Source organism: Streptomyces sp. S4.7 (genome assembly GCF_010384365.1).
Lineage (GTDB): Bacteria > Actinomycetota > Actinomycetes > Streptomycetales > Streptomycetaceae > Streptomyces.
The window spans coordinates 4350896-4371142 of record NZ_CP048397.1; the positions used below are offsets into that span (position 1 = coordinate 4350896).

At 68.9% G+C, this 20247-nt stretch carries 18 protein-coding genes and 1 pseudogene; 8 read left to right on the forward strand and 11 right to left on the reverse strand.

Going from position 1 to position 20247, the window contains the following annotated elements:
- Positions 1-2 precede the first annotated feature (2 nt).
- On the forward strand, positions 3-536 hold the full coding sequence (locus SSPS47_RS19440) for an amino-acid N-acetyltransferase (RefSeq protein WP_147878355.1): 534 nt from the start codon (positions 3-5) through the stop codon (positions 534-536).
- Positions 537-680: 144 nt separating this feature from the next.
- Positions 681-1016 carry an Lsr2 family protein gene (locus SSPS47_RS19445; RefSeq protein WP_023539576.1) on the forward strand — a complete coding sequence of 112 codons (336 nt, stop codon included), beginning with the start codon at positions 681-683 and terminating at the stop codon, positions 1014-1016.
- Here SSPS47_RS19445 and SSPS47_RS19450 read toward each other — a convergent pair.
- A complete protein-coding gene (locus SSPS47_RS19450) occupies positions 995-1675 on the reverse strand; it encodes an SCO3374 family protein (protein WP_164252175.1) in 681 nt (226 codons plus the stop codon). The genes SSPS47_RS19445 and SSPS47_RS19450 overlap by 22 nt on opposite strands.
- Positions 1676-2126: 451 nt before the next feature.
- Here SSPS47_RS19450 and SSPS47_RS19455 point away from each other — a divergent pair, with 451 nt between their 5' ends.
- Together SSPS47_RS19455 and SSPS47_RS19460 are read left to right on the forward strand one after the other, a co-directional pair.
- The gene (locus SSPS47_RS19455) at positions 2127-4652 is read left to right on the forward strand and encodes an ATP-dependent Clp protease ATP-binding subunit (protein WP_164252176.1); all 2526 of its coding nucleotides are present in this window, start codon (positions 2127-2129) and stop codon (positions 4650-4652) included.
- 504 nt (positions 4653-5156) lie between these two features.
- On the forward strand, positions 5157-5819 hold the full coding sequence (locus SSPS47_RS19460; protein WP_164252177.1) for a M23 family metallopeptidase: 663 nt from the start codon (positions 5157-5159) through the stop codon (positions 5817-5819).
- On the opposite strand, the gene SSPS47_RS19465 is transcribed toward SSPS47_RS19460, so the two are convergent.
- Positions 5809-6387, reverse strand: a complete 579-nt coding sequence (locus tag SSPS47_RS19465) for a TetR/AcrR family transcriptional regulator (RefSeq protein ID WP_147878351.1) — start codon at positions 6385-6387, stop codon at positions 5809-5811. The genes SSPS47_RS19460 and SSPS47_RS19465 overlap by 11 nt on opposite strands.
- A 124-nt stretch (positions 6388-6511) precedes the next feature.
- Here SSPS47_RS19465 and SSPS47_RS19470 point away from each other — a divergent pair, with 124 nt between their 5' ends.
- Positions 6512-8104 carry an MDR family MFS transporter gene (locus tag SSPS47_RS19470; protein ID WP_164252178.1) on the forward strand — a complete coding sequence of 531 codons (1593 nt, stop codon included), beginning with the start codon at positions 6512-6514 and terminating at the stop codon, positions 8102-8104.
- Positions 8105-8288: 184 nt separating this feature from the next.
- Here the strand turns inward: SSPS47_RS19470 and SSPS47_RS19475 are convergent, their stop codons facing one another.
- Together SSPS47_RS19475 and SSPS47_RS19480 are read right to left on the reverse strand one after the other, a co-directional pair.
- The gene (locus tag SSPS47_RS19475; protein WP_203557883.1) at positions 8289-9560 is read right to left on the reverse strand and encodes a lipase; all 1272 of its coding nucleotides are present in this window, start codon (positions 9558-9560) and stop codon (positions 8289-8291) included.
- A gap of 504 nt (positions 9561-10064) precedes the next feature.
- Positions 10065-10979 (reverse strand): annotated as a pseudogene (locus tag SSPS47_RS19480) (IS982 family transposase).
- Positions 10980-11208: 229 nt separating this feature from the next.
- On the opposite strand from SSPS47_RS19480, the gene SSPS47_RS19485 reads away from it, so the two are divergent.
- Both SSPS47_RS19485 and SSPS47_RS19490 read left to right on the forward strand, forming a co-directional pair.
- A complete protein-coding gene (locus SSPS47_RS19485) occupies positions 11209-11682 on the forward strand; it encodes a helix-turn-helix transcriptional regulator (protein ID WP_164254732.1) in 474 nt (157 codons plus the stop codon).
- A gap of 85 nt (positions 11683-11767) precedes the next feature.
- On the forward strand, positions 11768-12217 hold the full coding sequence (locus SSPS47_RS19490; protein ID WP_164252179.1) for a VOC family protein: 450 nt from the start codon (positions 11768-11770) through the stop codon (positions 12215-12217).
- A gap of 112 nt (positions 12218-12329) precedes the next feature.
- Here SSPS47_RS19490 and cseC read toward each other — a convergent pair whose 3' ends face one another.
- From cseC to SSPS47_RS19520, 6 genes are all read right to left on the reverse strand, one after another.
- Positions 12330-13643: a two-component system sensor histidine kinase CseC gene (cseC, locus tag SSPS47_RS19495; protein ID WP_164252180.1), complete on the reverse strand. Its 1314-nt coding sequence runs from the start codon at positions 13641-13643 to the stop codon at positions 12330-12332.
- Positions 13640-14344, reverse strand: coding sequence for a two-component system response regulator CseB (gene cseB / locus SSPS47_RS19500; protein WP_147878347.1), 705 nt, complete (start codon positions 14342-14344; stop codon positions 13640-13642). The genes cseC and cseB overlap by 4 nt, the downstream gene beginning before the upstream one ends.
- Positions 14345-14363: 19 nt before the next feature.
- A complete protein-coding gene (locus tag SSPS47_RS19505; protein WP_164252181.1) occupies positions 14364-15230 on the reverse strand; it encodes a hypothetical protein in 867 nt (288 codons plus the stop codon).
- A complete protein-coding gene (locus tag SSPS47_RS19510; protein ID WP_164252182.1) occupies positions 15218-15838 on the reverse strand; it encodes a SigE family RNA polymerase sigma factor in 621 nt (206 codons plus the stop codon). The genes SSPS47_RS19505 and SSPS47_RS19510 overlap by 13 nt, the downstream gene beginning before the upstream one ends.
- A 303-nt stretch (positions 15839-16141) precedes the next feature.
- Positions 16142-17053 (reverse strand): A/G-specific adenine glycosylase, encoded by a 912-nt coding sequence (locus SSPS47_RS19515; RefSeq protein ID WP_164252183.1) that lies wholly within the window; start codon positions 17051-17053, stop codon positions 16142-16144.
- Positions 17054-17206: 153 nt separating this feature from the next.
- On the reverse strand, positions 17207-17971 hold the full coding sequence (locus SSPS47_RS19520; RefSeq protein ID WP_164252184.1) for a phosphatase PAP2 family protein: 765 nt from the start codon (positions 17969-17971) through the stop codon (positions 17207-17209).
- Between the two features lie 181 nt (positions 17972-18152).
- Between SSPS47_RS19520 and SSPS47_RS19525 the strand changes: the two genes are divergently transcribed.
- The gene (locus tag SSPS47_RS19525; protein WP_164252185.1) at positions 18153-18995 is read left to right on the forward strand and encodes a hypothetical protein; all 843 of its coding nucleotides are present in this window, start codon (positions 18153-18155) and stop codon (positions 18993-18995) included.
- A gap of 90 nt (positions 18996-19085) precedes the next feature.
- Here the strand turns inward: SSPS47_RS19525 and disA are convergent, their stop codons facing one another.
- Positions 19086-20219, reverse strand: coding sequence for a DNA integrity scanning diadenylate cyclase DisA (gene disA / locus SSPS47_RS19530; RefSeq protein ID WP_078075735.1), 1134 nt, complete (start codon positions 20217-20219; stop codon positions 19086-19088).
- Between the last annotated feature and the right edge of the window lie 28 nt (positions 20220-20247).

Genomic DNA, 20247 nt, shown 5'->3' on the forward strand with positions numbered 1-20247 from the left:
TCATGTCCTCTGAGGTTCCGAAAGCCGCGGCGAATGCCATCACCGTCCGGCGGGCCAGGACGAGCGATGTGTCCGCTGTCCGTCGTCTCGTCGACCCGTACGTGAGTGAAGGCATCCTGCTCGACAAAGCGACGGTGACGCTTTACGAGGACATCCAGGAGTTCTGGGTCGCCGAACGCGACGACGACGCGGCGGTCGTCGGATGCGGCGCACTCCATGTCATGTGGGAAGACCTCGCCGAAGTGCGCACGCTCGCGGTGGATCCACGGTTCCGGGGCGACGGCATCGGCCGTCATGTGCTCGACAAGTTGTTGCAGACCGCCCGGTGGCTCGGCGTGCGGCGCGTATTCTGTCTCACCTTCGAAGTCGACTTCTTCATCAAGCACGGCTTCGTGGAGATCGGTGAGACTCCTGTCGACGGAGATGTCTACAGCGAGCTGCTGCGTTCCTATGACGAGGGAGTGGCCGAGTTCCTCGGTCTCGAACGGGTGAAGCCGAACACCTTGGGTAACAGCCGGATGCTTCTGCACCTGTGAGCGGCTGAAGAACCCGGAACCCTATGTCCGAATCGCGCACGTTTCCCGTGTTCTTGTGCTACTGAACCTCTGCCGGGGGTTTGTGTTTTCCTGAGAAAAGCGGTTTCCTTTCGGCGTACTGCATTTTCGATGAAAGGAAAACCGGTGGCACAGAAGGTTCAGGTCCTTCTTGTTGACGACCTCGACGGTGGCGAGGCGGACGAGACCGTCACGTTCGCGCTGGACGGCAAGACCTACGAGATCGACCTCACGAACGCGAATGCGGACAAGCTTCGTGGGCTGCTCGACCCGTACACCAAGAGTGGCCGTCGTACCGGTGGCCGCGCCGCCGGTGGCCGTGGCAAGGGCCGCGCCGCCGCGGGTGGGAACAAGGACACCGCGGAAATTCGCAAGTGGGCCAAGGAGAACGGCTACAGCGTCAACGATCGCGGTCGCGTTCCGGCCGAGATCCGTGAAGCCTACGAGAAGGCCAACGGCTGAGATTTCGTACGTGCCGTTTCTCCACGAAGCAATCGGGCCCGGTGGCACTCAGTGGCCGCCGTGTCCACGAGTCGAACGAGATCGGGGACACCCCCACCCCTGTCCCCGTGTCCGGCACTCCCTCCGGGGCCGTGTCCGATATGAGTGAGAGCCGGCAGCGTCGGTTCCACCTCGCGTCCCGGCTCGGGGGGCCGCAGCCATACGGCGGCCCCCTGCTCCGCTCCCGGGCGGCCGCCTCCCGCCCCGCCCCGCGCCGGAATCCCCGTCGGCCCACGGGGCCCCCTCGGCCCCGTCGGCCTTCCCGGCGGCCGCGGAGCGGTCATCCGGCCGCCGACGCCCACGGCGGTCAGATCCAGCGTGATCCCGCCCCACTCCAGCCAGTCCAGCAGCCCCGGTAGTTCGTCCGCGCCGCCCGCGGCCACCAGCAGCCGCATCCGGCCCTCCGCGAGCGCCACGGGTCCCGTCCCGGCCGCGCCGATCCGGCGAAGCACCTCGGCGCCCGCGTCGGCGGGCAGTTCCAGGACGTCGAAGCGGAGCCCGGTCAGCAGTGCGACGGGTGGCCCCGGCGCCGTGGCCCAGCCCAGCTCGTGCTCGTACCAGTGGGCGCTGCCGCCTTCGAGGGGCAGCGGCGCGCGGGGGAGCGGAACGGGGAGAGCCATGTTCGGACCAACTCCCCGTCACAGCTCTGGGTTACGCGGTGTCGCCCCATGCTCGCCCTGTGTGTTCGCCGTGGGGGCGTACAGAAGCATTCGGGAGTGCAAGGGTGTTCGCCCGTAGCGGAGGGAACCGGGGTGCGCCGCATGGAGTGTCAGTGCTTGCGGGTAAGACATTCCTAGTGGGGAGGGGCGACACGCGGTCCCGGACGTCTCACGTTCGCCATCGGCGTACCGATAGCGGGGGTATCTGTCTGGCCTGCGGGAACATCGTCTCGCACCATCAGGTTGGAGCAGATGTCGGCTCTTCGTGAGGAAAGTTCGCCGCCGAGGCGGGGTGATCACGGCGGATGTCGGCAGTTGGAATGAGCGGTCCCCGCTTGCGGGACTAAGCTGCGGAAGGACAGGGAGGGGACCGACCCCTTTACTGCCTGACCGCTCTGAGGAGCGATTAACGATGTTCGAGAGGTTCACCGACCGCGCGCGGCGGGTTGTCGTCCTGGCTCAGGAAGAAGCCCGGATGCTCAACCACAACTACATCGGCACCGAGCACATCCTCCTGGGCCTGATCCACGAGGGTGAGGGTGTCGCCGCTAAGGCCCTGGAGAGCCTCGGGATTTCGCTCGAGGCGGTCCGCCAGCAGGTGGAGGAGATCATCGGGCAGGGCCAGCAGGCTCCGTCCGGCCACATCCCCTTCACGCCCCGTGCCAAGAAGGTCCTGGAGCTGTCGCTCCGCGAGGCCCTTCAGCTCGGCCACAACTACATCGGCACCGAGCACATCCTGCTCGGCCTGATCCGCGAGGGCGAGGGCGTCGCCGCCCAGGTCCTCGTGAAGCTGGGCGCCGATCTCAACCGGGTGCGGCAGCAGGTCATCCAGCTGCTCTCCGGTTACCAGGGCAAGGAGGCCGCCACCGCCGGCGGCCCGGCCGAGGGCACGCCCTCGACCTCGCTCGTCCTGGACCAGTTCGGCAGGAATCTCACGCAGGCCGCCCGTGAGTCCAAGCTCGACCCGGTCATCGGGCGCGAGAAGGAGATCGAGCGGGTCATGCAGGTGCTGTCCCGCCGTACGAAGAACAACCCGGTCCTCATCGGCGAGCCCGGCGTCGGCAAGACGGCGGTCGTCGAGGGACTGGCGCAGGCCATCGTCAAGGGCGAGGTGCCCGAGACCCTCAAGGACAAGCACCTCTACACCCTGGACCTCGGCGCCCTGGTCGCGGGCTCCCGCTACCGAGGTGACTTCGAGGAGCGCCTGAAGAAGGTCCTCAAGGAGATCCGCACCCGCGGCGACATCATCCTGTTCATCGACGAGCTCCACACCCTCGTGGGTGCGGGCGCCGCCGAGGGCGCGATCGACGCGGCTTCGATCCTGAAGCCCATGCTCGCCCGTGGAGAGCTCCAGACCATCGGTGCGACGACGCTCGACGAGTACCGCAAGCACCTGGAGAAGGACGCCGCGCTGGAGCGACGCTTCCAGCCGATCCAGGTGGCCGAGCCGTCGCTGCCGCACACCATCGAGATCCTCAAGGGTCTGCGGGACCGGTACGAGGCGCACCACCGCGTGTCCATCACGGACTCCGCGCTGGTCGCAGCCGCGACGCTCGCCGACCGTTACATCTCGGACCGCTTCCTGCCGGACAAGGCGATCGACCTGATCGACGAGGCCGGCTCACGGATGCGCATCCGCCGGATGACCGCTCCGCCGGACCTCCGCGAGTTCGACGAGAAGATCGCGAACGTCCGCCGCGACAAGGAGTCGGCCATCGACTCCCAGGACTTCGAGAAGGCAGCTTCGCTCCGCGACAAGGAGAAGCAGCTGCTGGCCGCGAAGACCAAGCGGGAGAAGGAGTGGAAGGCCGGCGACATGGACGTCGTCGCCGAGGTGGACGAGGAGCTGATCGCCGAGGTCCTGGCGACCGCCACGGGCATCCCGGTCTTCAAGCTCACCGAGGAGGAGTCCTCGCGGCTGCTCCGCATGGAGGACGAGCTCCACAAGCGCGTCATCGGCCAGAAGGACGCCATCAAGGCGCTCTCCCAGGCGATCCGGCGTACGCGGGCGGGTCTGAAGGACCCCAAGCGTCCCGGTGGTTCGTTCATCTTCGCCGGCCCCTCCGGAGTCGGTAAGACGGAGCTGTCCAAGACGCTCGCCGAATTCCTCTTCGGCGACGAGGACGCGCTGATCTCCCTCGACATGTCGGAGTTCAGCGAGAAGCACACGGTTTCGCGTCTCTTCGGTTCTCCCCCCGGATACGTGGGGTACGAAGAGGGCGGCCAGCTCACCGAGAAGGTGCGCCGGAAGCCGTTCTCCGTCGTCCTCTTCGACGAGGTCGAGAAGGCCCACCCCGATATCTTCAATTCCCTTCTGCAGATCCTGGAGGACGGTCGGCTGACCGACTCCCAGGGCCGGGTCGTGGACTTCAAGAACACGGTCATCATCATGACGACCAACCTCGGGACCAGGGACATCTCCAAGGGGTTCAACCTGGGCTTCGCCGCCCAGGGCGACACCAAGTCCAACTACGAGCGGATGAAGAACAAGGTCAACGAAGAGCTCAAGCAGCACTTCCGGCCCGAGTTCCTCAACCGTGTGGACGACACGGTCGTCTTCCACCAGCTCACCGAGGAAGACATCATCCAGATCGTCGACCTCATGGTGACCAAGGTGGACGAGCGCCTGAAGGACCGGGACATGGGCCTCGAGCTCAGCCCGAACGCCAAGGCGCTGCTCGCCAAGAAGGGCTACGACCCCGTTCTGGGCGCCCGGCCGCTGCGCCGGACGATCCAGCGCGAGATCGAGGACATCCTCTCCGAGAAGATCCTCTTCGGTGAGCTGCGCCCCGGTCACATCGTGGTCGTGGACACCGAGGGCGAGGGCGAGGAGAAGAAGTTCAGCTTCCGAGGCGAGGAGAAGTCGGCGCTGCCCGACGTCCCGCCGATCGAGCAGGCGGCCGGCGGCGCCGGTCCGAACCTGACCAAGGAGGCGTGAGCCTCGGGCCGAGCCGCTGAGCTCGGTCCGAGAGCCCACAGTCGAAGGGGTGGCCCGAGACCGTAAAAGGTCTCGGGCCACCCCTTCGTCGTGCCTCCGTCATGACCCCGCGAGGGCCGTGGAGGGCGCTGCACCGTGACAAGCCGCACACCCGTTTCCGCGCCTACGACCAGGAATAGTGGTGAAGCGGGTGATTGCGGTGGGACCTTCGGATAGGTCCGCCTCGGGACCTTGGTCCCGAGGCCCCGGAAGAGGGTGGCGGCCCGGCCGCCGACCGGATGCGCACCACTCTGACGTGCGAATAAACGGTATTTAATACGGACATTTCGATTCAAGGTGGAAGGATACTTCAGGTCGTCAAGGGGTCGATCTGCCGGTACCGCGACTACGACGACATGTCGTAGATGGGCGGTTTGGGGTGTGATGGGCGGTCGGGTTACCAAGGTGAGGCAAGCCCACCCGGTGCCTGAGTGCCGGGTCCATTGACGCCCCGGAGGTTTCTCAATGTCGCAGCGCACCACGCCCCGCCAGTCCACGCTCCGTACCCGTGCCGCCATCCTGGCCGCCGGACTCGGAGTGACGACGGCGCTCGGAGCGGGGGTCGCGTTCGCCGCGAACAGCAGCGGCGACGCCGGCGCCCCCGCCGCCGTGGCCGCCGAGAAGGCCGCCCACTCGGAGAAGGCGACCGCGGCCAAGGCCGCCGACAAGGCCAAGGACAAGGCCAAGAAGGCCAAGAACCCCACCTGGGCCAAGCCGGTCTCCAAGTACACCCTCAGCGCCACGTACGGCCGCGGTGGCGGTATGTGGGCCAGCAAGCACTCCGGCCAGGACTTCGCCGTCTCCGTCGGCACGAACGTGAAGGCCGTCCACACGGGCACCGTCGTGAAGGCCGGACCCAACGGTGCCGGTGACGGCCCCGCGTACGGCAACGCGATAGTCATCAAGCACGGCACCGGGTCGAGTGCGAAGTACTCGCAGTACGCGCACCTGTCCAAGGTGAAGGTGCATGCCGGCCAGAAGGTCGACAAGGGCCAGAGCATCGCGCTCTCCGGCAACACCGGCAATTCCAGCGGCCCGCACCTGCACTTCGAGATCCGTACGACCCCCAACTACGGCAGCGCGATCAACCCGGTGTCGTTCCTGCGCTCGGCCGACGTCATTCTGTGACGCCCTGAGCCTGCACCATCAGATCGGTGGCGACCTCGAGGATGGCTTCCTGCTTCTCCTCGAGGTCGCCTTCGACGTCCCTGAGCGCGAAAATGCCGGCGTGCATGGCGAAGATCGCGGTGAAGCAGCGCACCCGGTCGGTCATCGTCCCCTCGGGCTGCTTGAGCAGCTCCAGTAGGCGCATCATGCGGCTCTTGAAGGTCTCACCGACGCTCAGGTCGCGCATCGTCGCCTGGTTCTCCTGCATGAAGCGGAACAGGGGCGCCGCGGCGGTGAGCGCGTCGCTGTAGCGGCGCAGGAGCTCCTTCTTCGCCTCCAGGGTCGGCGGCTGCGTCTCGCCCCACGCGATCAGCTCGTCGATCGGCCGGGCCAGGTCCTGGAAGAGGCTGACCAGGATGTCTTCCTTGGTCTTGAAGTGGTAGTAGAGCGCCGCCTTGGTGACGTCCAGTTGCTCGGCGATCTCGCGCAGCGAGGTCTTCTCGTAGCCCTGCTCGGCGAAGAGTTCCAGCGCGACGTCCTGGATGCGCTGACGGGTGTTGCCCCGACGTGGCTGCGCCGTGCTGCTCATGTTGCTCTCCCGAGTAACTTACTTGACGACCGGCTAGTGACAGGTCTACCTTCCCCGAGTGTACTTACTTGCCGGTCGGCAAGTAAGTAGAGGAACGGAACCGGGAACAAGGGGAGTGGGGGCCATGTCGCTCGACGCGGTGGGGTCGGAACAGAGGAATAAGGCGGAGCCACAACCGCGCAGCGTGCGGGTGGTACTGCTCGCGCTCATGATCGCGATGCTGCTCGCCATGCTGGACAACATGATCGTCGGCACCGCGATGCCGACCATCGTCGGCGAGCTGGGCGGGCTGGAGCACCTGTCCTGGGTGGTCACCGCGTACACCCTCGCCACCGCCGCGTCGACCCCGATCTGGGGGAAGGTCGGCGACATGTACGGGCGCAAGAAGATCTTCCTGCTCTCCATCGTCATTTTCCTGATCGGCTCCGCGCTCAGTGGCATGGCCCAGGACATGGGGCAGCTCATCGGCTTCCGCGCCGTGCAGGGGCTGGGCGCCGGCGGACTCATGGTCGGCGTCATGGCGATCATCGGGGACCTCATTCCGCCGCGCGAGCGCGGCAAGTACCAGGGCATGATGGCCGGCGTGATGGCCCTGGCCATGATCGGCGGACCGCTGGTCGGCGGCACCATCACCGACCACCTCGGCTGGCGCTGGAGCTTCTACATCAACCTGCCGCTCGGTGCCGTCGCCCTCGCGATGATCGTGACCGTGCTGCATCTGCCCGCCGTGGAGCGGACCAAGAACAAGGTCGACTATCTCGGCGCCGCCCTGCTGACCGTTGGCATTACCTCGATCGTGCTGGTCACCACCTGGGGCGGTACGGAGTACGCCTGGAGCTCCGCGGTGATCATGGAGCTGATCGCGATCGGCGTCGTCACCCTCGTCTCGTTCGTGTACGTACAGACCAGGGCGCCCGAGCCGATCCTGCCGTTGCACATCTTCCGCAACCGCAACTTCACGCTCATGCAGGTCATCGGCTTCCTGACCGGGTTCGTCATGTTCGGGGCCGTCCTGTTCCTGCCGCTCTACCAGCAGTCCGTCCAGGGCGCCTCGGCGACCAACTCGGGTCTGCTGCTCCTGCCGCTGCTGCTGTCGATGATGGTCGTCTCGCTGTTCGCGGGCCGGGTCACCACCAACACGGGCAGGTACAAGATCTTCCCGATCGTGGGCAGCGCACTGATGGTCACCGGGCTCTTCCTGCTCGCGCAGATGGACACCGAGACCTCCCGGCTCACCTCCGGCCTCTACATGGCCGTCCTCGGTGCCGGGATGGGCTTTTTGATGCAGATCACCATGCTGGTGGCGCAGAACAGCGCCGAGCCGAAGGACATGGGCGTCGCCTCGTCGTCGACCACCCTCTTCCGTACGCTCGGCAGCTCCTTCGGCGTCGCCATCATGGGCGCGCTGTTCACCGGCAAGGTGGAGGACGAGATGGCGGCGCGCGGTGGTGACGCGGTGACGCAGCAGTCCGCGCAGCTCGACGCGGCGAGCCTGGCCAAGCTGCCGGACGCGGCGCGTGAGGCGTACCAGATCGCCGTGTCCTCCGGGACACACGTGGCCTTCCTGCTGGCCGGTTCCGTCGCGGTGATCGGCTTCGTCGCGGCGTTCTTCGTCAAGGAGGTCCCGCTGCGGGGCGCCGGCCCCGAGAAGTCCGGGCCGGCGGACAAGGGCGGTGCTCCGTCCGTGGGGAAGAAGGTCGCCCTGTCCTCTAGATGATCTATTCCAAGGGGTCTGGATCCGCGATCCGATGCGCAGTGTCGGCGGAGGCTGCGCAGTGAGTGTGCAAATCCAGGACTCGGTGCCAATGGTTGCGGTCTGGAGCTGCCAGTGTTGATCTCTTGTGGTCTTTTTGGGAGAGGCGTCCGGGGTGCTTCGTACGGTCGTGAGAGCTGCCACTCCTTCAGCGCACGAACTCGATATCGGGGTATCGCGGGGACGGCCCGGACAACAGGTGATCGTCCTGGTCGCGCAGGTGAAGGTCGAAGAAGGCACTCAGGTAGGCGCGTTCGGCGGCGACGGCCCGGTCGGCGTTGATCGTTCCGATGCGGGTGGTCAGGGCGGCGACCACCTCCGGCGGTATCGGGAGCGCTTTTTCCAGCTGTTGCGCCAGCGGGGACAGGTCCGTGTAGGTGTGGTGTCCGGAGCGGCGTAGCCGCAGGTCGAGGTGCCAGCCGCGCAGGTGCGACCAGAACTCTGCCCAGGACGGGTCGTTGTGGCGTCCGTGGTCGGCATTGCTCATCAGCAGGAAGGGGCGGTCGAGGCCGGTGGCCGCGACGGTCCCGTTGATGCTGCCGTCCAGGTCGACTCCGGCGAGGATGCGGCGATCCTGCGCCATCGTCTCCGCGGCCGTGTCACCGCCGAGTGAATGCCCGAACATGCCGATCCTGGACAGATCGAGGGAGCCTCGCAGACCGTGAGGCAATCGGCGGCGCTCGGCGTCGGGGTTTTTCCCTGCGTTCATCAGTGCCAGTTCGTTCAGCACGAATCTGGTGTCGTCCTGACGGACGCGCAGCGCCGTCGCAATATCGTCATCGGTCGGCTGGGCCGGTTGCCGGCTCAGCTCCAGTCGGCCGCCGGGGAACTCCACCATCGAGGCTTCGTGGGTGTGGTCGATGGTGACGACCACATACCCGTGGCTGGCCAAGTCCTCGACCAGCGCAGTGCACAGTTCGCGCATCGCGCCGTAGCCCGGGGAGAAGAGCACCACGGGATGGCCGTGCAGGTGTGCCTCTACAGTGACACCGAGACAGGCATGGGTCACAGGGAAGTCGACGTTGTCCAGTGGCGTCTGAAGTTCCTGGCCGACTTGTTGCCTGTACAGTTCCGTCGTCGCTGGTGGGAGCCAGGGGGCGCGTCGGCAGCCGTGGGTGTTTGACGTCGGGTACCACATGCTGATCATCAGTTCACGTGCCGCAGAGGGTGAAGTCCACGGGTCCCGACGCGAACGGTCGATCAGATGCAGCGACGTGGTTCCGATCCGCCACGGACCGGTCGGCACCGGCAAGGTGAGCTGCACCCGGCCCTTCCGAGGCCCCACGGCCGTCGGCTTGGTCCTGTCCGTCAAAGCGGCGCGGGGAACGAGGCCTTCCGCCTGCGCCATCCCCGCAGTGGTGAGTAGAAGTCCCGCCGTCCCGGCCGCAGCGAGCACCGACCGGCGCGTCATCTCTGTCATTCGGATACCTCATCTGGACTCGACGACTGGAGGATCGTCCGCCGAGGCTGGCATCCCGACGGCAACAGCGACAGGCCGCGGGCATGGCTTCAGGGTAAGCTCAGGGGCTTCCCCGACCCGTCCTCCGGGCTGAACAACCACGCCTGGCACATTGGCACGACAGATCCCCAACGAGGGTCGTTCTCCGGTCGCTTGACTTTGCCTCAGGCCAAAGTCACCAGTGGGGCCAGTCTTGCCGCCGAGCCCCAAGCGTGCCGCACGCGTCGGGACCGATCAGCGAACGCGAGGCGCGCGCAGCTTGATCTCGGCTCCAGGTCCGGCGGCTCTTCTTCGAGATCGTCCACTCCCCACCCGGCGATCCGGATTCCGCTACTGACGGTGACCGCCGATGACAGCCGGTCGGGCGGGAATGCTCGTGATCACGCGGCGAATCAGTGCTCATCAGGCGCGGATTCCGGTGTTTCCGCAGGAACCGGTGCGCACGAAGCCGCGGACCCTACAGGGTCAGTGGTCATAGGCGGTCAGTGAGCGTAGGACGGGCTGTCCGGTGTGGTCGTTGTGCCAGATCGCGGTGGTCAGCGCGAGGATGCGCTGCATGACGCGGGCGACGACACCGCCGGGCGTGCGCGCTCGGCGGTGTTCGAGATCGAGTTGGCCCTTTAAGGTCTCGTTGACCGACTCGATGACCTGCCGCAACGGCTTGAACAGGGGTGCGCCGGGCCGCTCCGGCTCGCCCTTGCGCGCAGGCCGGAGTAGCCGGATGTCCTGCTCGGCCAGCTCGTGTTCGAAGTCGCGGCCGAAGTAGTTCTTGTCGCCGATCAGCGTCTGGGCAGGACGGTCGGCGGCGAGGCCGGGTTCGGCGGCGAGGAGGTCCAGCAGGGTCTCGCGCTCGTCGGCCTTTGCGCCGGTCAGGGCGAAGGCGACGGGCAGGCCCCTGGAGGGTGCACACCAGGTGCAGCCGCAGGCCCCGGAAGAAGCGGCTGTGACTGGCGCAGTGCCCGTACTCGGCCCATCCGGCCAGGTCGGAGCGTTTGACGGTCTCGCGTGAACGGCCGCATTCCACCGGCGTGGAGTCCACGATCCACACGTCGTCGCTCCACACGGAGGTGTCGGTGGCCAGCAGCCGGGTGCACGCCGAAGCAGTCCGGCGCTCTTGCGCAGCCGCTTGTTGTAGCCGGGCTGCTTGGGTAGGTACGGGAAGAGATGCCGCAGGTGGGAACCGGCGTGGCGAAGCCACCTGGCCTCGGAGGTGAAGCCGAGCATGGCCTGCATCATCGCCAGGGTGACCAGCTCGGCGTCGGTGAGCTGCGGGGCGATCCCCACGGCCGGCCGCCATGGCGCGAGATGCGGAGACGCCTTCAGCAGATCGTCGGTCTTCACATAGAGTGCGGTCGCGAGGGTGTCCAACTCTGTCTTCACACACTGACGTTGGACGCCCTCGTCTCATGCGCGCAGCCGATCCCTTGGAATCGATCATCTAGGGCGTCTGCCGCGGTATGCGGTATGCGGTGCCCGGTGCGCTGTGGACGGCGGGGGGCCGTTGTCAGTGGGGCGTGCCAGCATCGAAGACGTGAACAGTACGCAAGCAGGTCCGCCGCCGCAGGTGCCCCTCACGCACCTGCGGCAGCTGCGTCTGGCCAAGGACGCCATGGACCGCGACTGGGCGGGCCCCCTCGACCTGGACGCGGTCGCCGCCCACGCCGGATATTCGCGCTACCACTTCGTCCGCGCCTTCAAGGCGGTGTACGGACAGACACCCGGCCGCTATCTGTCCCGCAGGCGCATAGAGCGCGCCGAGGAGCTGCTGCGCTCGGCGAATCTCACGGTCACCGAGATCTGTGTCCTGGTCGGCTTCAGCAGTCTGGGCACCTTCTCGAAGCGGTTCAAGGAGCAGACCGGCAGCTCGCCGAGCGCGTATCGCGCCAAGCACGCGGGCCGGGGGGCCGCGCTCATACCGGGGTGCTACGCGATGTTCTGGGCCGGCGGGTTCCCGCAGAGGGACACCGGCGCCCAGGCCCGCGACCGGACGGACGCCCCGGCCCGGACGGACACCCCGCCCCGGCTCTGTGACTCCGCCCAGGACCGGCTCGGCGAGGACCGCAATTCTGGAGAAGCCCGCTGAGGGTGCGGGTGCCTACGGTGGGAGCGGAAGCACGGGCGGCCCCGCGAGCGGCCCGCGTACGGCACATCTCTCCGAGGAGCACGTCATGATCAAGGGTCTCGCCATCTCCACCGTCTGGGTGCTCGACCAGGACCGGGCCAAGGAGTTCTTCGTCGACAAGCTCGGCCTCGAGGTCCGCACGGACATGACCCTGGGCGAGGGAGGGATGCGCTGGCTGACGGTCGGCGCCAAGGACCAGCCCGACGTGGTGCTGACGCTGATGCTGCCGGGCGGGCACGCGATGGACGAGGAGTCCGCCGCCGCGCTCAAGACACTCGTCAGCAAGGGCATGCTCGGCGCGGGCGTGCTCGCCACCGACGACGTCCAGGGGGACTACGAAAAGCTCAAGGAGCGGGGTGTGGAGTTCCTCCAGGAGCCGCAGGAGCGTCCGTACGGCACGGAGGCGATATTCCGCGACGACTCGGGGAACTGGTTCTCGTTCACCCAGGCCAAGGAGGGTGACCTCGACCTGGAGAAGGAGTGGTCGTCCTCCTGACCCCGCGTGGGTGACGGCGGGAGGGCCACCCGGCCCCGCCGCGGTGACGGCAGCAGGGCCACCGGGCCCCGCCGCCCGCTCCGGCTCTCGACGGCCGTCGTCGGCGTGGCCGTCAGTCCGGGAACGTGATCATCGGGAAGCTGCCGGTCGCCGTCGGGGCGTGCTCGGGGAGCCAGAGAACCGCGATCGCGCCGCCCGTCTCGTCCGGGCCCGGCGTCGGGCTCTCCGGCGCCGCGTTGCGGAACGTCAGCCGGGCCCCGAGGACACGCGCCTGACCCGCGGCGATGGTCAGGCCGAGACCGTGACCGTGTCCCGCCCGGTCGCTCGCGCCCGTACGGAACCGGCTCGGCCCGTCGCGCAGCAGCGCGTCCGGGAAGCCGGGGCCGTGGTCGCGTACGCGCACCACCCGGCCCTCGACCGTCACCTCGACGGGCGTGCCGCCGTGCTTGGCCGCGTTGGCCAGGAGATTGCCGAGGATTCGCTCCAGACGGCGCGGATCGGTGTTCACCCAGGAGTCGGCGACGACTTCGATCCGCACGTCGGGATCCAGCAGCGCCACCCGCCTGCTGACGAACTCGCCGAGCGCCACCTCCTGGAGTTCGGCGCGTTCCGACGCGCTGTCCAGCCTGGCGACCTCCAGTACGTCCTCGACCAGCGTCCGCATGGCCTGGGCGCGGTCCCGCACCAGCTCGGTGGGGCGGCCCGGCGGCAGCAGCTCCGCGGCCGTCAGCAGGCCCGTCACGGGCGTCCGCAGCTCGTGTGCGATGTCCGCCGTGACCCGGCGCTCCGCCTCGATGCGTTCGTTCAGCGCGTCCGTCAGGGCGTCGACCGCGCGGGCCAGCTCGTCGGTCTCGTCCCGTACGACTCCGCCGACCGCCTCCCGTACGCGCACATCTGTATTGCCCTGCGCGACCTTGCCGGCGGCAGCCGCCGCCTTGCGCAGTCGGCGTGAGAGCTGCCCGCCGATGAGCACGCCCAGCGCACAGCCGCCGACGACCACACAGACCGAGCCGATCAGCAGGGCCCGGTCGAGGTCCTTCATGATCGTCGCGGACCGGTCGGCGAACTTGCTGTGCAGGGAGAGCACCCCGTTCTCCAGCGGTACGGCCGCCCAGACGTCGGGCGTCCCCTCCCCCGGGTCGCGCACATAGGTGGCGCGTCTGCCCTCCTGCACCTTCTTCCGCAGGTCGTTCGGGAGCGCGGGGTCGTTCAGCTTCGTACCGAACTTCAGCTCATGGGTCGAGTCGTACATGCGCTGTGCGAACAGCAGCCGCTCCAGCTGCACCTCACGCGCGTTGTCCAGCATGGAGACCTGAGCCGCGTTGTGCACGACAAGGCTCAGCGCCGTCGCGATGAGGGCGCCGACCGCCGCGATCGCGATGCTGATCTTCCACCGCACGCCGGTGCGCAGGGCGAGGCGCTTCATGCCTTGAGTTTGTAGCCGAAGCCGCGGACCGTCTCGATCCGGTCCTGTCCGATCTTGGTGCGCAGGCGCTGCACATGAACGTCCACCACGCGTGTGTCGCCGCCCCAGCCGTAGTCCCAGACGCGTTCCAGCAGCTTGTCACGGGACAGGACAGTGCCGGGAGCGGCCGAGAACTCGATCAGCAGCCGCATCTCGGTCGGCGTCAGCGACACCGGCTCGCCCCCTTTGCGCACCTCCATGCCCTCCTTGTCGATCTCCAGATCACCGAAGGACAGCGCGCCGTGCTCGTCCGCCCCCTCCTGACCGCCGTGCTCCCCGGCCGGTCCGCCGGCGTGTCCGAAGCGGCGGAGCACCGCGCGGATCCGGGCGACCAGTACCGCGCCGTCGAAGGGCTTGGTCACGTAGTCGTCGGCCCCCGCCTCCAGGCCGAGCACCACGTCGATCGAGTCGGCGCGCGCCGACAGCATGATCACGGGCACCGTCGACTCGTCCCTGATACGGCGGCACAGGCTGACACCGTCGAGGCCCGGCACCATCACGTCCAGCAGCGCGATGTCCGGCCGGTCGGCCCGGAAGGCCTCCAGACCGGACAGGCCGTCCGGCATGGCCGTCACCGTGAAGCCGTCACGCTCCAGCGCGAGTTGCGTGGCCTCGCGGATGACGTCGTCGTCCTCGACGAACAGGACATGGGTCTCCAGCATCCGGCAGCTCTCAGCTCTCTCAGTTCACGATCGACGCGGACGGCGCGGGGGCGTCCACGGGGCCGTTGCCGACCGCTCCGCTGTAGTTGTTGCGCACCCGGTAGCGCTCGGTGAATCTCGTGTCGGCCCAGCTGTAGGTCACGATGTCCTCGCCGGACGGATACGAGACGGGGTCGCCCTTCGCGTACACCTGGCGGGTCACCACCAGCTCGCCGCGGTCGATCGTCGCGTACACGGCGGGTTCTTCGGCTACGAAGACGTTCTCGTACCGCTGCTGGTCGGACTCGCGGTAGACGTACGTCCCCAGGCCCACGGCGTCGTCGCAGCTCATCACGTTGACGACCACGTCCGGCGCGGTGCCGCCGGTCAGATTCCCGTACGAGGTGTCCACCGGGTAGGCGTCCTCGGAGCACGGTTTGAGGTCGGCCTTGACCTGCCCGCTCACCTTGGGGTCCCGCCGGATCAGGGCCACCGGGTCGATGTCCTCGGCGGGCATGGCCGAGGCCGTGTCGGTCGGCGGCGGGGCGGGCTCGGCGGTGGCGACGGCGGCGGCGCCCTCGTCCCTGGTGCCGGTCCCGCTCGTGGAACCGATGGCGAACACACCGAAGGCGACGATCACGACCAGTGCCAGGGCGCCGGTGGCGGTCGTCGCTGTCAGTGTCAGCCGCTTCAGGAACCGGCTCGCCGTGGTGTCACCGGGCGATATGCCGTCGGCCGGTGCCCGGTCGGCTTTCGCCCCGTCGACCGGCGTACGGCCGGTCGCGGTCCGGTCGGGCGGGGTGCCGTCGGCGGCCTTGCCGTCGCTCGTGGTCCGGGCCGCCGGTGTCCGACGGCCCGTCGTTCCCGGGGCGGACGTGCTGTCTCTGCCGCGCTTCAGGCCGCGCACCGCTCCTGCCCCCGTCCGTCGCGACGATAACCGGCACGCTCCGGAGCCTGGGCGCGCGGGCGGCGTCGCTCCGGCGGCCGGTTCCCCGGCGTCCGGCGCTCCACCTCGCGGCGCTCCAGCTCCCGGGCCTCCAGCTCCTCGCGGAGTTTGGCCAGCGCCCGGTGCAGCGTGCTCTTCACCGTACCGGTAGACATGCCGAGCGCCGCCGCCGTCTCCTCCGTACTCATCTGCTCCCAGTGCCGCAGCACGACGACGCTGCGCTGCTTCGGCGCGAGGACCCCGAGGATGTCGATGAGCAGGGCGCGGTCGGCGTGCTGGTCGGAGCCGTCCTCTACGCACGGCTCGGGCAACTGCTCGGTCGGCACCTCTTCCAGCCTGCGCGCCCGCCACCACTCCGTACGGGTGTTGATCATGACGCGGCGCAGATAGGCGTCGGCGAGGGACTTGTCGGCGATACCGTCCCAGCGCCCGTACGTACGGGCCAGGGCGGTCTGGAGGAGATCCTGGGCGTCGACGGGATCGGGGACCAGCCGCCTGGCACTGCGCAGCAGGGCCTCCTGCCGGGTGCGGACGTACTCCTCGAATCCGAGCACCTCGCCGTTCGCCATGCCAACCGCCTCCCACCCCGTGAACCGCACCGCGTGCCGCGCTGCTGTCGTCCTCCGTGCTGCCTTACGTCCCAGAAGTTACGGAGGCGTTGTCACGAGGTCGTGCGCGCCAGCCCTCGGCGGGCGCACGGACATCCATCGGTTGTGTAACGGCGGGGGGATGGACCGGACGAACGAGCGGCAAGCGCCGTGACAGTCGAACGGCCGGCCCGGAGGGGGCCGGCCGAGCCGGATCTGATGCCGCGAAGCCGGGTCGTACGGAGGGCCGGGCGGTACGCACCGGGCCGGGGCCGGACAGTGCGGTCAGGTCAGCGGCAGCCGGTACAGGTCGTCGGCCATCGGTTCGACCAGTCCGTCGGCCACCAGCCCGTCCAGCGCCCTGGCCCGCTGCACCGGCTCCTCCCAGACGGTGTCGAGCGCCACGAGCGGCACCGGACCCACCGCGTCGCGCAGTACGGCGAGCAGTTTGCCGCGCACCTGGCGGTCCGTGCCCGCGTACGTCTGGCCGCGCCTGGCCGGGCCCTGGTGCGCCGGTTTGCCGGCCTGCCGCCAGGCGCACCGTGACGCGATCGGGCAGCGTGCGCAGTCCTCGTTCTTCGAGGTGCACACGAGCGCGCCGAGTTCCATGGACGCGGCGGCCCAGCGGGCGGCCTTCTCCTCGTCCGCGGGCAGCAGCGCGCGGGCCAGCCGGCGCTCGGCGGCCGTCGTCGCGTTCGGCGGGTACTGGATACCGGCGGCGGCGCGGGCGAAGACGCGCCGCACGTTCGTGTCGAGGACGGCGTGCCGTTGTCCGTACGCGAACGAGGCGACGGCGGCGGCCGTGTACTCACCGATGCCTGGCAGCGCGAGCAACTGGTTGTGCTCGCGCGGTACGTCCCCGCCGAACCGCTCCGTTATCGCCAGGGCCGCTCCGTGCAGCCGCAGCGCGCGGCGCGGATAGCCGAGTCTGCCCCAGGCGCGTACCGCTTCGCCGGGAGCCTCGGCGGCCAGGTCGGCCGGGCGGGGCCAGCGCGCCAGCCACTGTTCGTACACCGGGAGCACCCGGGCGACCGGGGTCTGCTGGAGCATGAACTCGCTGACCATCACGCCCCAGGCGCCCGTGTCGGGGCTACGCCAGGGCAGGTCGCGGGCGTGCGCGTCGAACCACGCGATGACGGGGTCGTGAAGGGCGGCCGGGTCGTTGACCGGCGGCGTAGTCGCAGAAGTCGCAGTCATGGCAGTACCGATCCTGGCACGTCCAGGGGTGGGGGTGGTGCAGCCGGCCGCCGTGCGCCGGGCGTCGCGGGGAGTGACGGGGGCGTGAAGGGGGCGCGTTGTCGGTCGTGCCCGCCCGGCCGACCGTGCGGGACGCGGGAGTGCACCGAGCGCTCAGGAGTGCGCGCCGTGGCGGCCCCTCTGCCGGCGGAGCCTGCGGGAGTCCCCGACCGGTCGGTTCTCCGGGCCGTGCCCCGGCTCCGGCCCGTAGCCCGGCACCGCGGCGGGCCCCCCGCCGTGGACCGGTCCCGACCCGATGACCGGCCGGACGGCCGGCCCCGGGCCCGCGAACCACACCACCACACCCGTACGGCTCGTCCGCATGGTCCCGATCAGCGCCCGCGCGGGCCGTGTCAGCGCCAGGACGACGAGCGCGGCGACCAGCCCGCCGAACACCAGGCCCACCGCCACGTCGTGCGGGTAGTGCACGCCGACGAAGACCCGCGAGAAGGCGGCGAAGAGTGCCAGCGGGACGGTGAGGAACGCGATCTTCCGCCAGGCGATGGCGAGGGCGATCGCCGCCGCCCCGGCGATGGTCGAGTGGTTGCTGGGGAACGACCAGTCGCCGACCGGCGGACAGGTCGCCAGTGACGCCGCCGCACCGGCGACCGCGCGGCACGGCCGTTCCTCCTGCACGGCGCTCTTGAACAACTCGCTGCCCACGTAGGCGACGGCGGTCGCCAGCGGCCCAACCACCGCCACAGCCATGGCTCGTGAGTCCGCGGAGCGGGTGCGCCACCAGCTGACCAGGAAGAGAGCTCCGAAGATCAGGATCACGGCCTCCGTCCCTATCTCGACGAAGTGCCCTACCCAGGAAGGCGATTGCTGGGCGAGATCAGTAATGTCGCGGTAAAGGCCGCTGGTGACGGAGGGGTCCATGGTTACGGACCGTACCTCCCTCGCTCCGGCTCGCGCATCTCGCCATCGGCGGCCGAACCCCTGACGAAAGTGACAAGTGGGGGCACACAGGTGGTCGTAGCGTGATGATGATCCGTAAAACTTGCGAGACGAGCGGCATGTGGGGCGGGAGTTGGCCCTGAACTCTCGTAGAGTTTACGTCGTGGGATCTATGCGCAATCCGGTCGGGCCGCTTCCCTCCTCCATCTACTGGCGACGGAGGGCGGTAGCGGCGACTCTGATCGCGCTGCTCGCGTTGCTCGTCGTATGGGCCGTCACATCCGGTGGTGACGAAGGCGGAAAGAAGCGCGACGACGGCGCGAACGGAGATGGTCCCGCGCCCTCGATCACTCCGGGCCCCTCCGGATCCGGACCCGCGATAAGTGAACAGCCGGGCGGACGCGACGAGTCGGACGAGACCGGCGGCAACGGCGGCGGCCAGGGCGGAACGGACGCGGGCGCCGACGGCGGCGGCAGCGGCGACACCGGCAGTGGTGGTACGGGATCCGCCGGCTCGGGCGGCGCCGCGAACGGCGGCGGTGGTGGTGGTGACGGTGCGAGCGGCGGCAGCACGGGCGAGCAGGTCCCGGCCGGATCGAGCCTCCCCGACTGCGCGCCGAGCGCGCTGACCCTGAAGCTGGAGAGCCGGAAGGTCGCCTACGAGCCGGGCGAGAAGCCCACCTTCAGGATCGTCGCCACCAACGGGTCGGCCAGGGACTGCAAGGCGGACCTCGGGCCGAAGTCCGTGGTGCTGACCGTCACCGACGCCGACAGCGACGAGGTCTGGTCCTCCAAGGACTGCCCCAAGATCGGTCAGCTGCTGCTGAAGGTGCCCGCGGGCGGGACCGTCACGCGGACCCTCGTCTGGGACCTCACACAGAGCGCCCCGCAGTGCGCCACACCCCCGCCGGGCAAGGCCGAAGCGGGCACCTACCTGGTGGAGGCGGCGGCGCCCCGCGCGACCGTGAAGCAGGGCCAGACGTCGATCCGCCTGGACAAGGACTGACCCGTAAAGGACTGACACATACACGGGAGGGCGGCACCACCGCGTCGGTGGTGCCGCCCTCCCGTGTATGTGTGCCAGGCCCGGACGACCTCAGACGTACCGCTCCAAAATCGACGACTCCGCAAGCCGCGACAGCCCCTCGCGCACGCTGCGCGCCCGCGCCTCGCCCACGCCGTCCACCGTCTGGAGATCGTCGACGCTCGCCGCCAGCAGCTTCTGGAGACCGCCGAAGTGCTCGACCAGCCGCTCGATGATGGCGCCCGGCAGACGCGGCACCTTGGCCAGCAGCCGGTAGCCGCGCGGTGAGACCGCCGAGTCCAGTGTCTCGGGCGAACCGCTGTAGCCCAACGCACGGGCCACGACGGGCAGTTCCAGCAGCTCCGTGTGGGAGAGCGCGTCAAGCTCGGTCATCGCCTCGGCGACCGTGCGCGACCGCTTCGCCGTCGGCTCGGGCACGTAGTCCCGTACGACGAGCTCACGCTCGGGCTCGACGCCCGCGATCAACTCGTCGAGCTGGAGGGAGAGAAGCCGCCCGTCGGTGCCCAACTCGACCACGTACTCGGCGATCTCCGTGGCGATCCTGCGCACCATCTCCAGGCGCTGCGACACCGCCGTCACGTCCCGGACCGTCACCAGGTCCTCGATCTCCAGCGCGGAGAGCGTGCCCGCGACCTCGTCCAGCCGGAGCTTGTACCGCTCCAGGGTCGCCAGCGCCTGGTTGGCGCGCGACAGGATCGCCGCCGACTCCTCCAGGACCCGGCGCTCCCCGTCCACGTACAGCGCGATCAGCCGCATCGACTGGGACACGGAGATCACCGGGAACCCGCACTGCTTGGACACCCGGTCCGCCGTGCGGTGGCGCGTGCCGGTCTCCTCGGTGGGGATGGAGGCGTCGGGCACGAGCTGGACACCGGCCCGCAGAATTTTGGTGATGTCTTTGTCGAGAATGAGCGCGCCGTCGAGCTTGCAGAGCTCGCGGAGCCTCGTGGCGGTGAATTCCACGTCCAGCACGAAGCCGCCCGTGCACATCGTCTCGACGGTCTTGTCCATGCCCAGGACGATGAGACCGCCGGTGTTCCCCCGGAGGATCCGCTCCAGCCCGTCACGCAGCGCCATGCCGGGCGCTACGGCGCTCAGTGAGGCGCGCATCAGCGCTTCGGTGCCGGATCCACCGGAGCCACCACCGGACTTTCCGGGTGCTGCTGCCCGGTCGTTGGCTGCCACTGCACTCCTCCGGCTCGTACGGATGGGC

Coding starts and splice junctions, on each gene's coding strand:
- SSPS47_RS19440 (WP_147878355.1), top strand. CDS start 3: ATGTCCTCTGAGGTTCCGAAAGCCGCGGCGAATGCCATCACCGTCCGG.
- SSPS47_RS19450 (WP_164252175.1), bottom strand. CDS start 1,675: ATGGCTCTCCCCGTTCCGCTCCCCCGCGCGCCGCTGCCCCTCGAAGGC.
- SSPS47_RS19455 (WP_164252176.1), top strand. CDS start 2,127: ATGTTCGAGAGGTTCACCGACCGCGCGCGGCGGGTTGTCGTCCTGGCT.
- SSPS47_RS19460 (WP_164252177.1), top strand. CDS start 5,157: ATGTCGCAGCGCACCACGCCCCGCCAGTCCACGCTCCGTACCCGTGCC.
- SSPS47_RS19465 (WP_147878351.1), bottom strand. CDS start 6,387: ATGAGCAGCACGGCGCAGCCACGTCGGGGCAACACCCGTCAGCGCATC.
- SSPS47_RS19470 (WP_164252178.1), top strand. CDS start 6,512: ATGTCGCTCGACGCGGTGGGGTCGGAACAGAGGAATAAGGCGGAGCCA.
- SSPS47_RS19475 (WP_203557883.1), bottom strand. CDS start 9,560: ATGACAGAGATGACGCGCCGGTCGGTGCTCGCTGCGGCCGGGACGGCG.
- SSPS47_RS19485 (WP_164254732.1), top strand. CDS start 11,209: ATGGACCGCGACTGGGCGGGCCCCCTCGACCTGGACGCGGTCGCCGCC.
- SSPS47_RS19490 (WP_164252179.1), top strand. CDS start 11,768: ATGATCAAGGGTCTCGCCATCTCCACCGTCTGGGTGCTCGACCAGGAC.
- cseC (WP_164252180.1), bottom strand. CDS start 13,643: ATGAAGCGCCTCGCCCTGCGCACCGGCGTGCGGTGGAAGATCAGCATC.
- cseB (WP_147878347.1), bottom strand. CDS start 14,344: ATGCTGGAGACCCATGTCCTGTTCGTCGAGGACGACGACGTCATCCGC.
- SSPS47_RS19510 (WP_164252182.1), bottom strand. CDS start 15,838: ATGGCGAACGGCGAGGTGCTCGGATTCGAGGAGTACGTCCGCACCCGG.
- SSPS47_RS19515 (WP_164252183.1), bottom strand. CDS start 17,053: ATGACTGCGACTTCTGCGACTACGCCGCCGGTCAACGACCCGGCCGCC.
- SSPS47_RS19520 (WP_164252184.1), bottom strand. CDS start 17,971: ATGGACCCCTCCGTCACCAGCGGCCTTTACCGCGACATTACTGATCTC.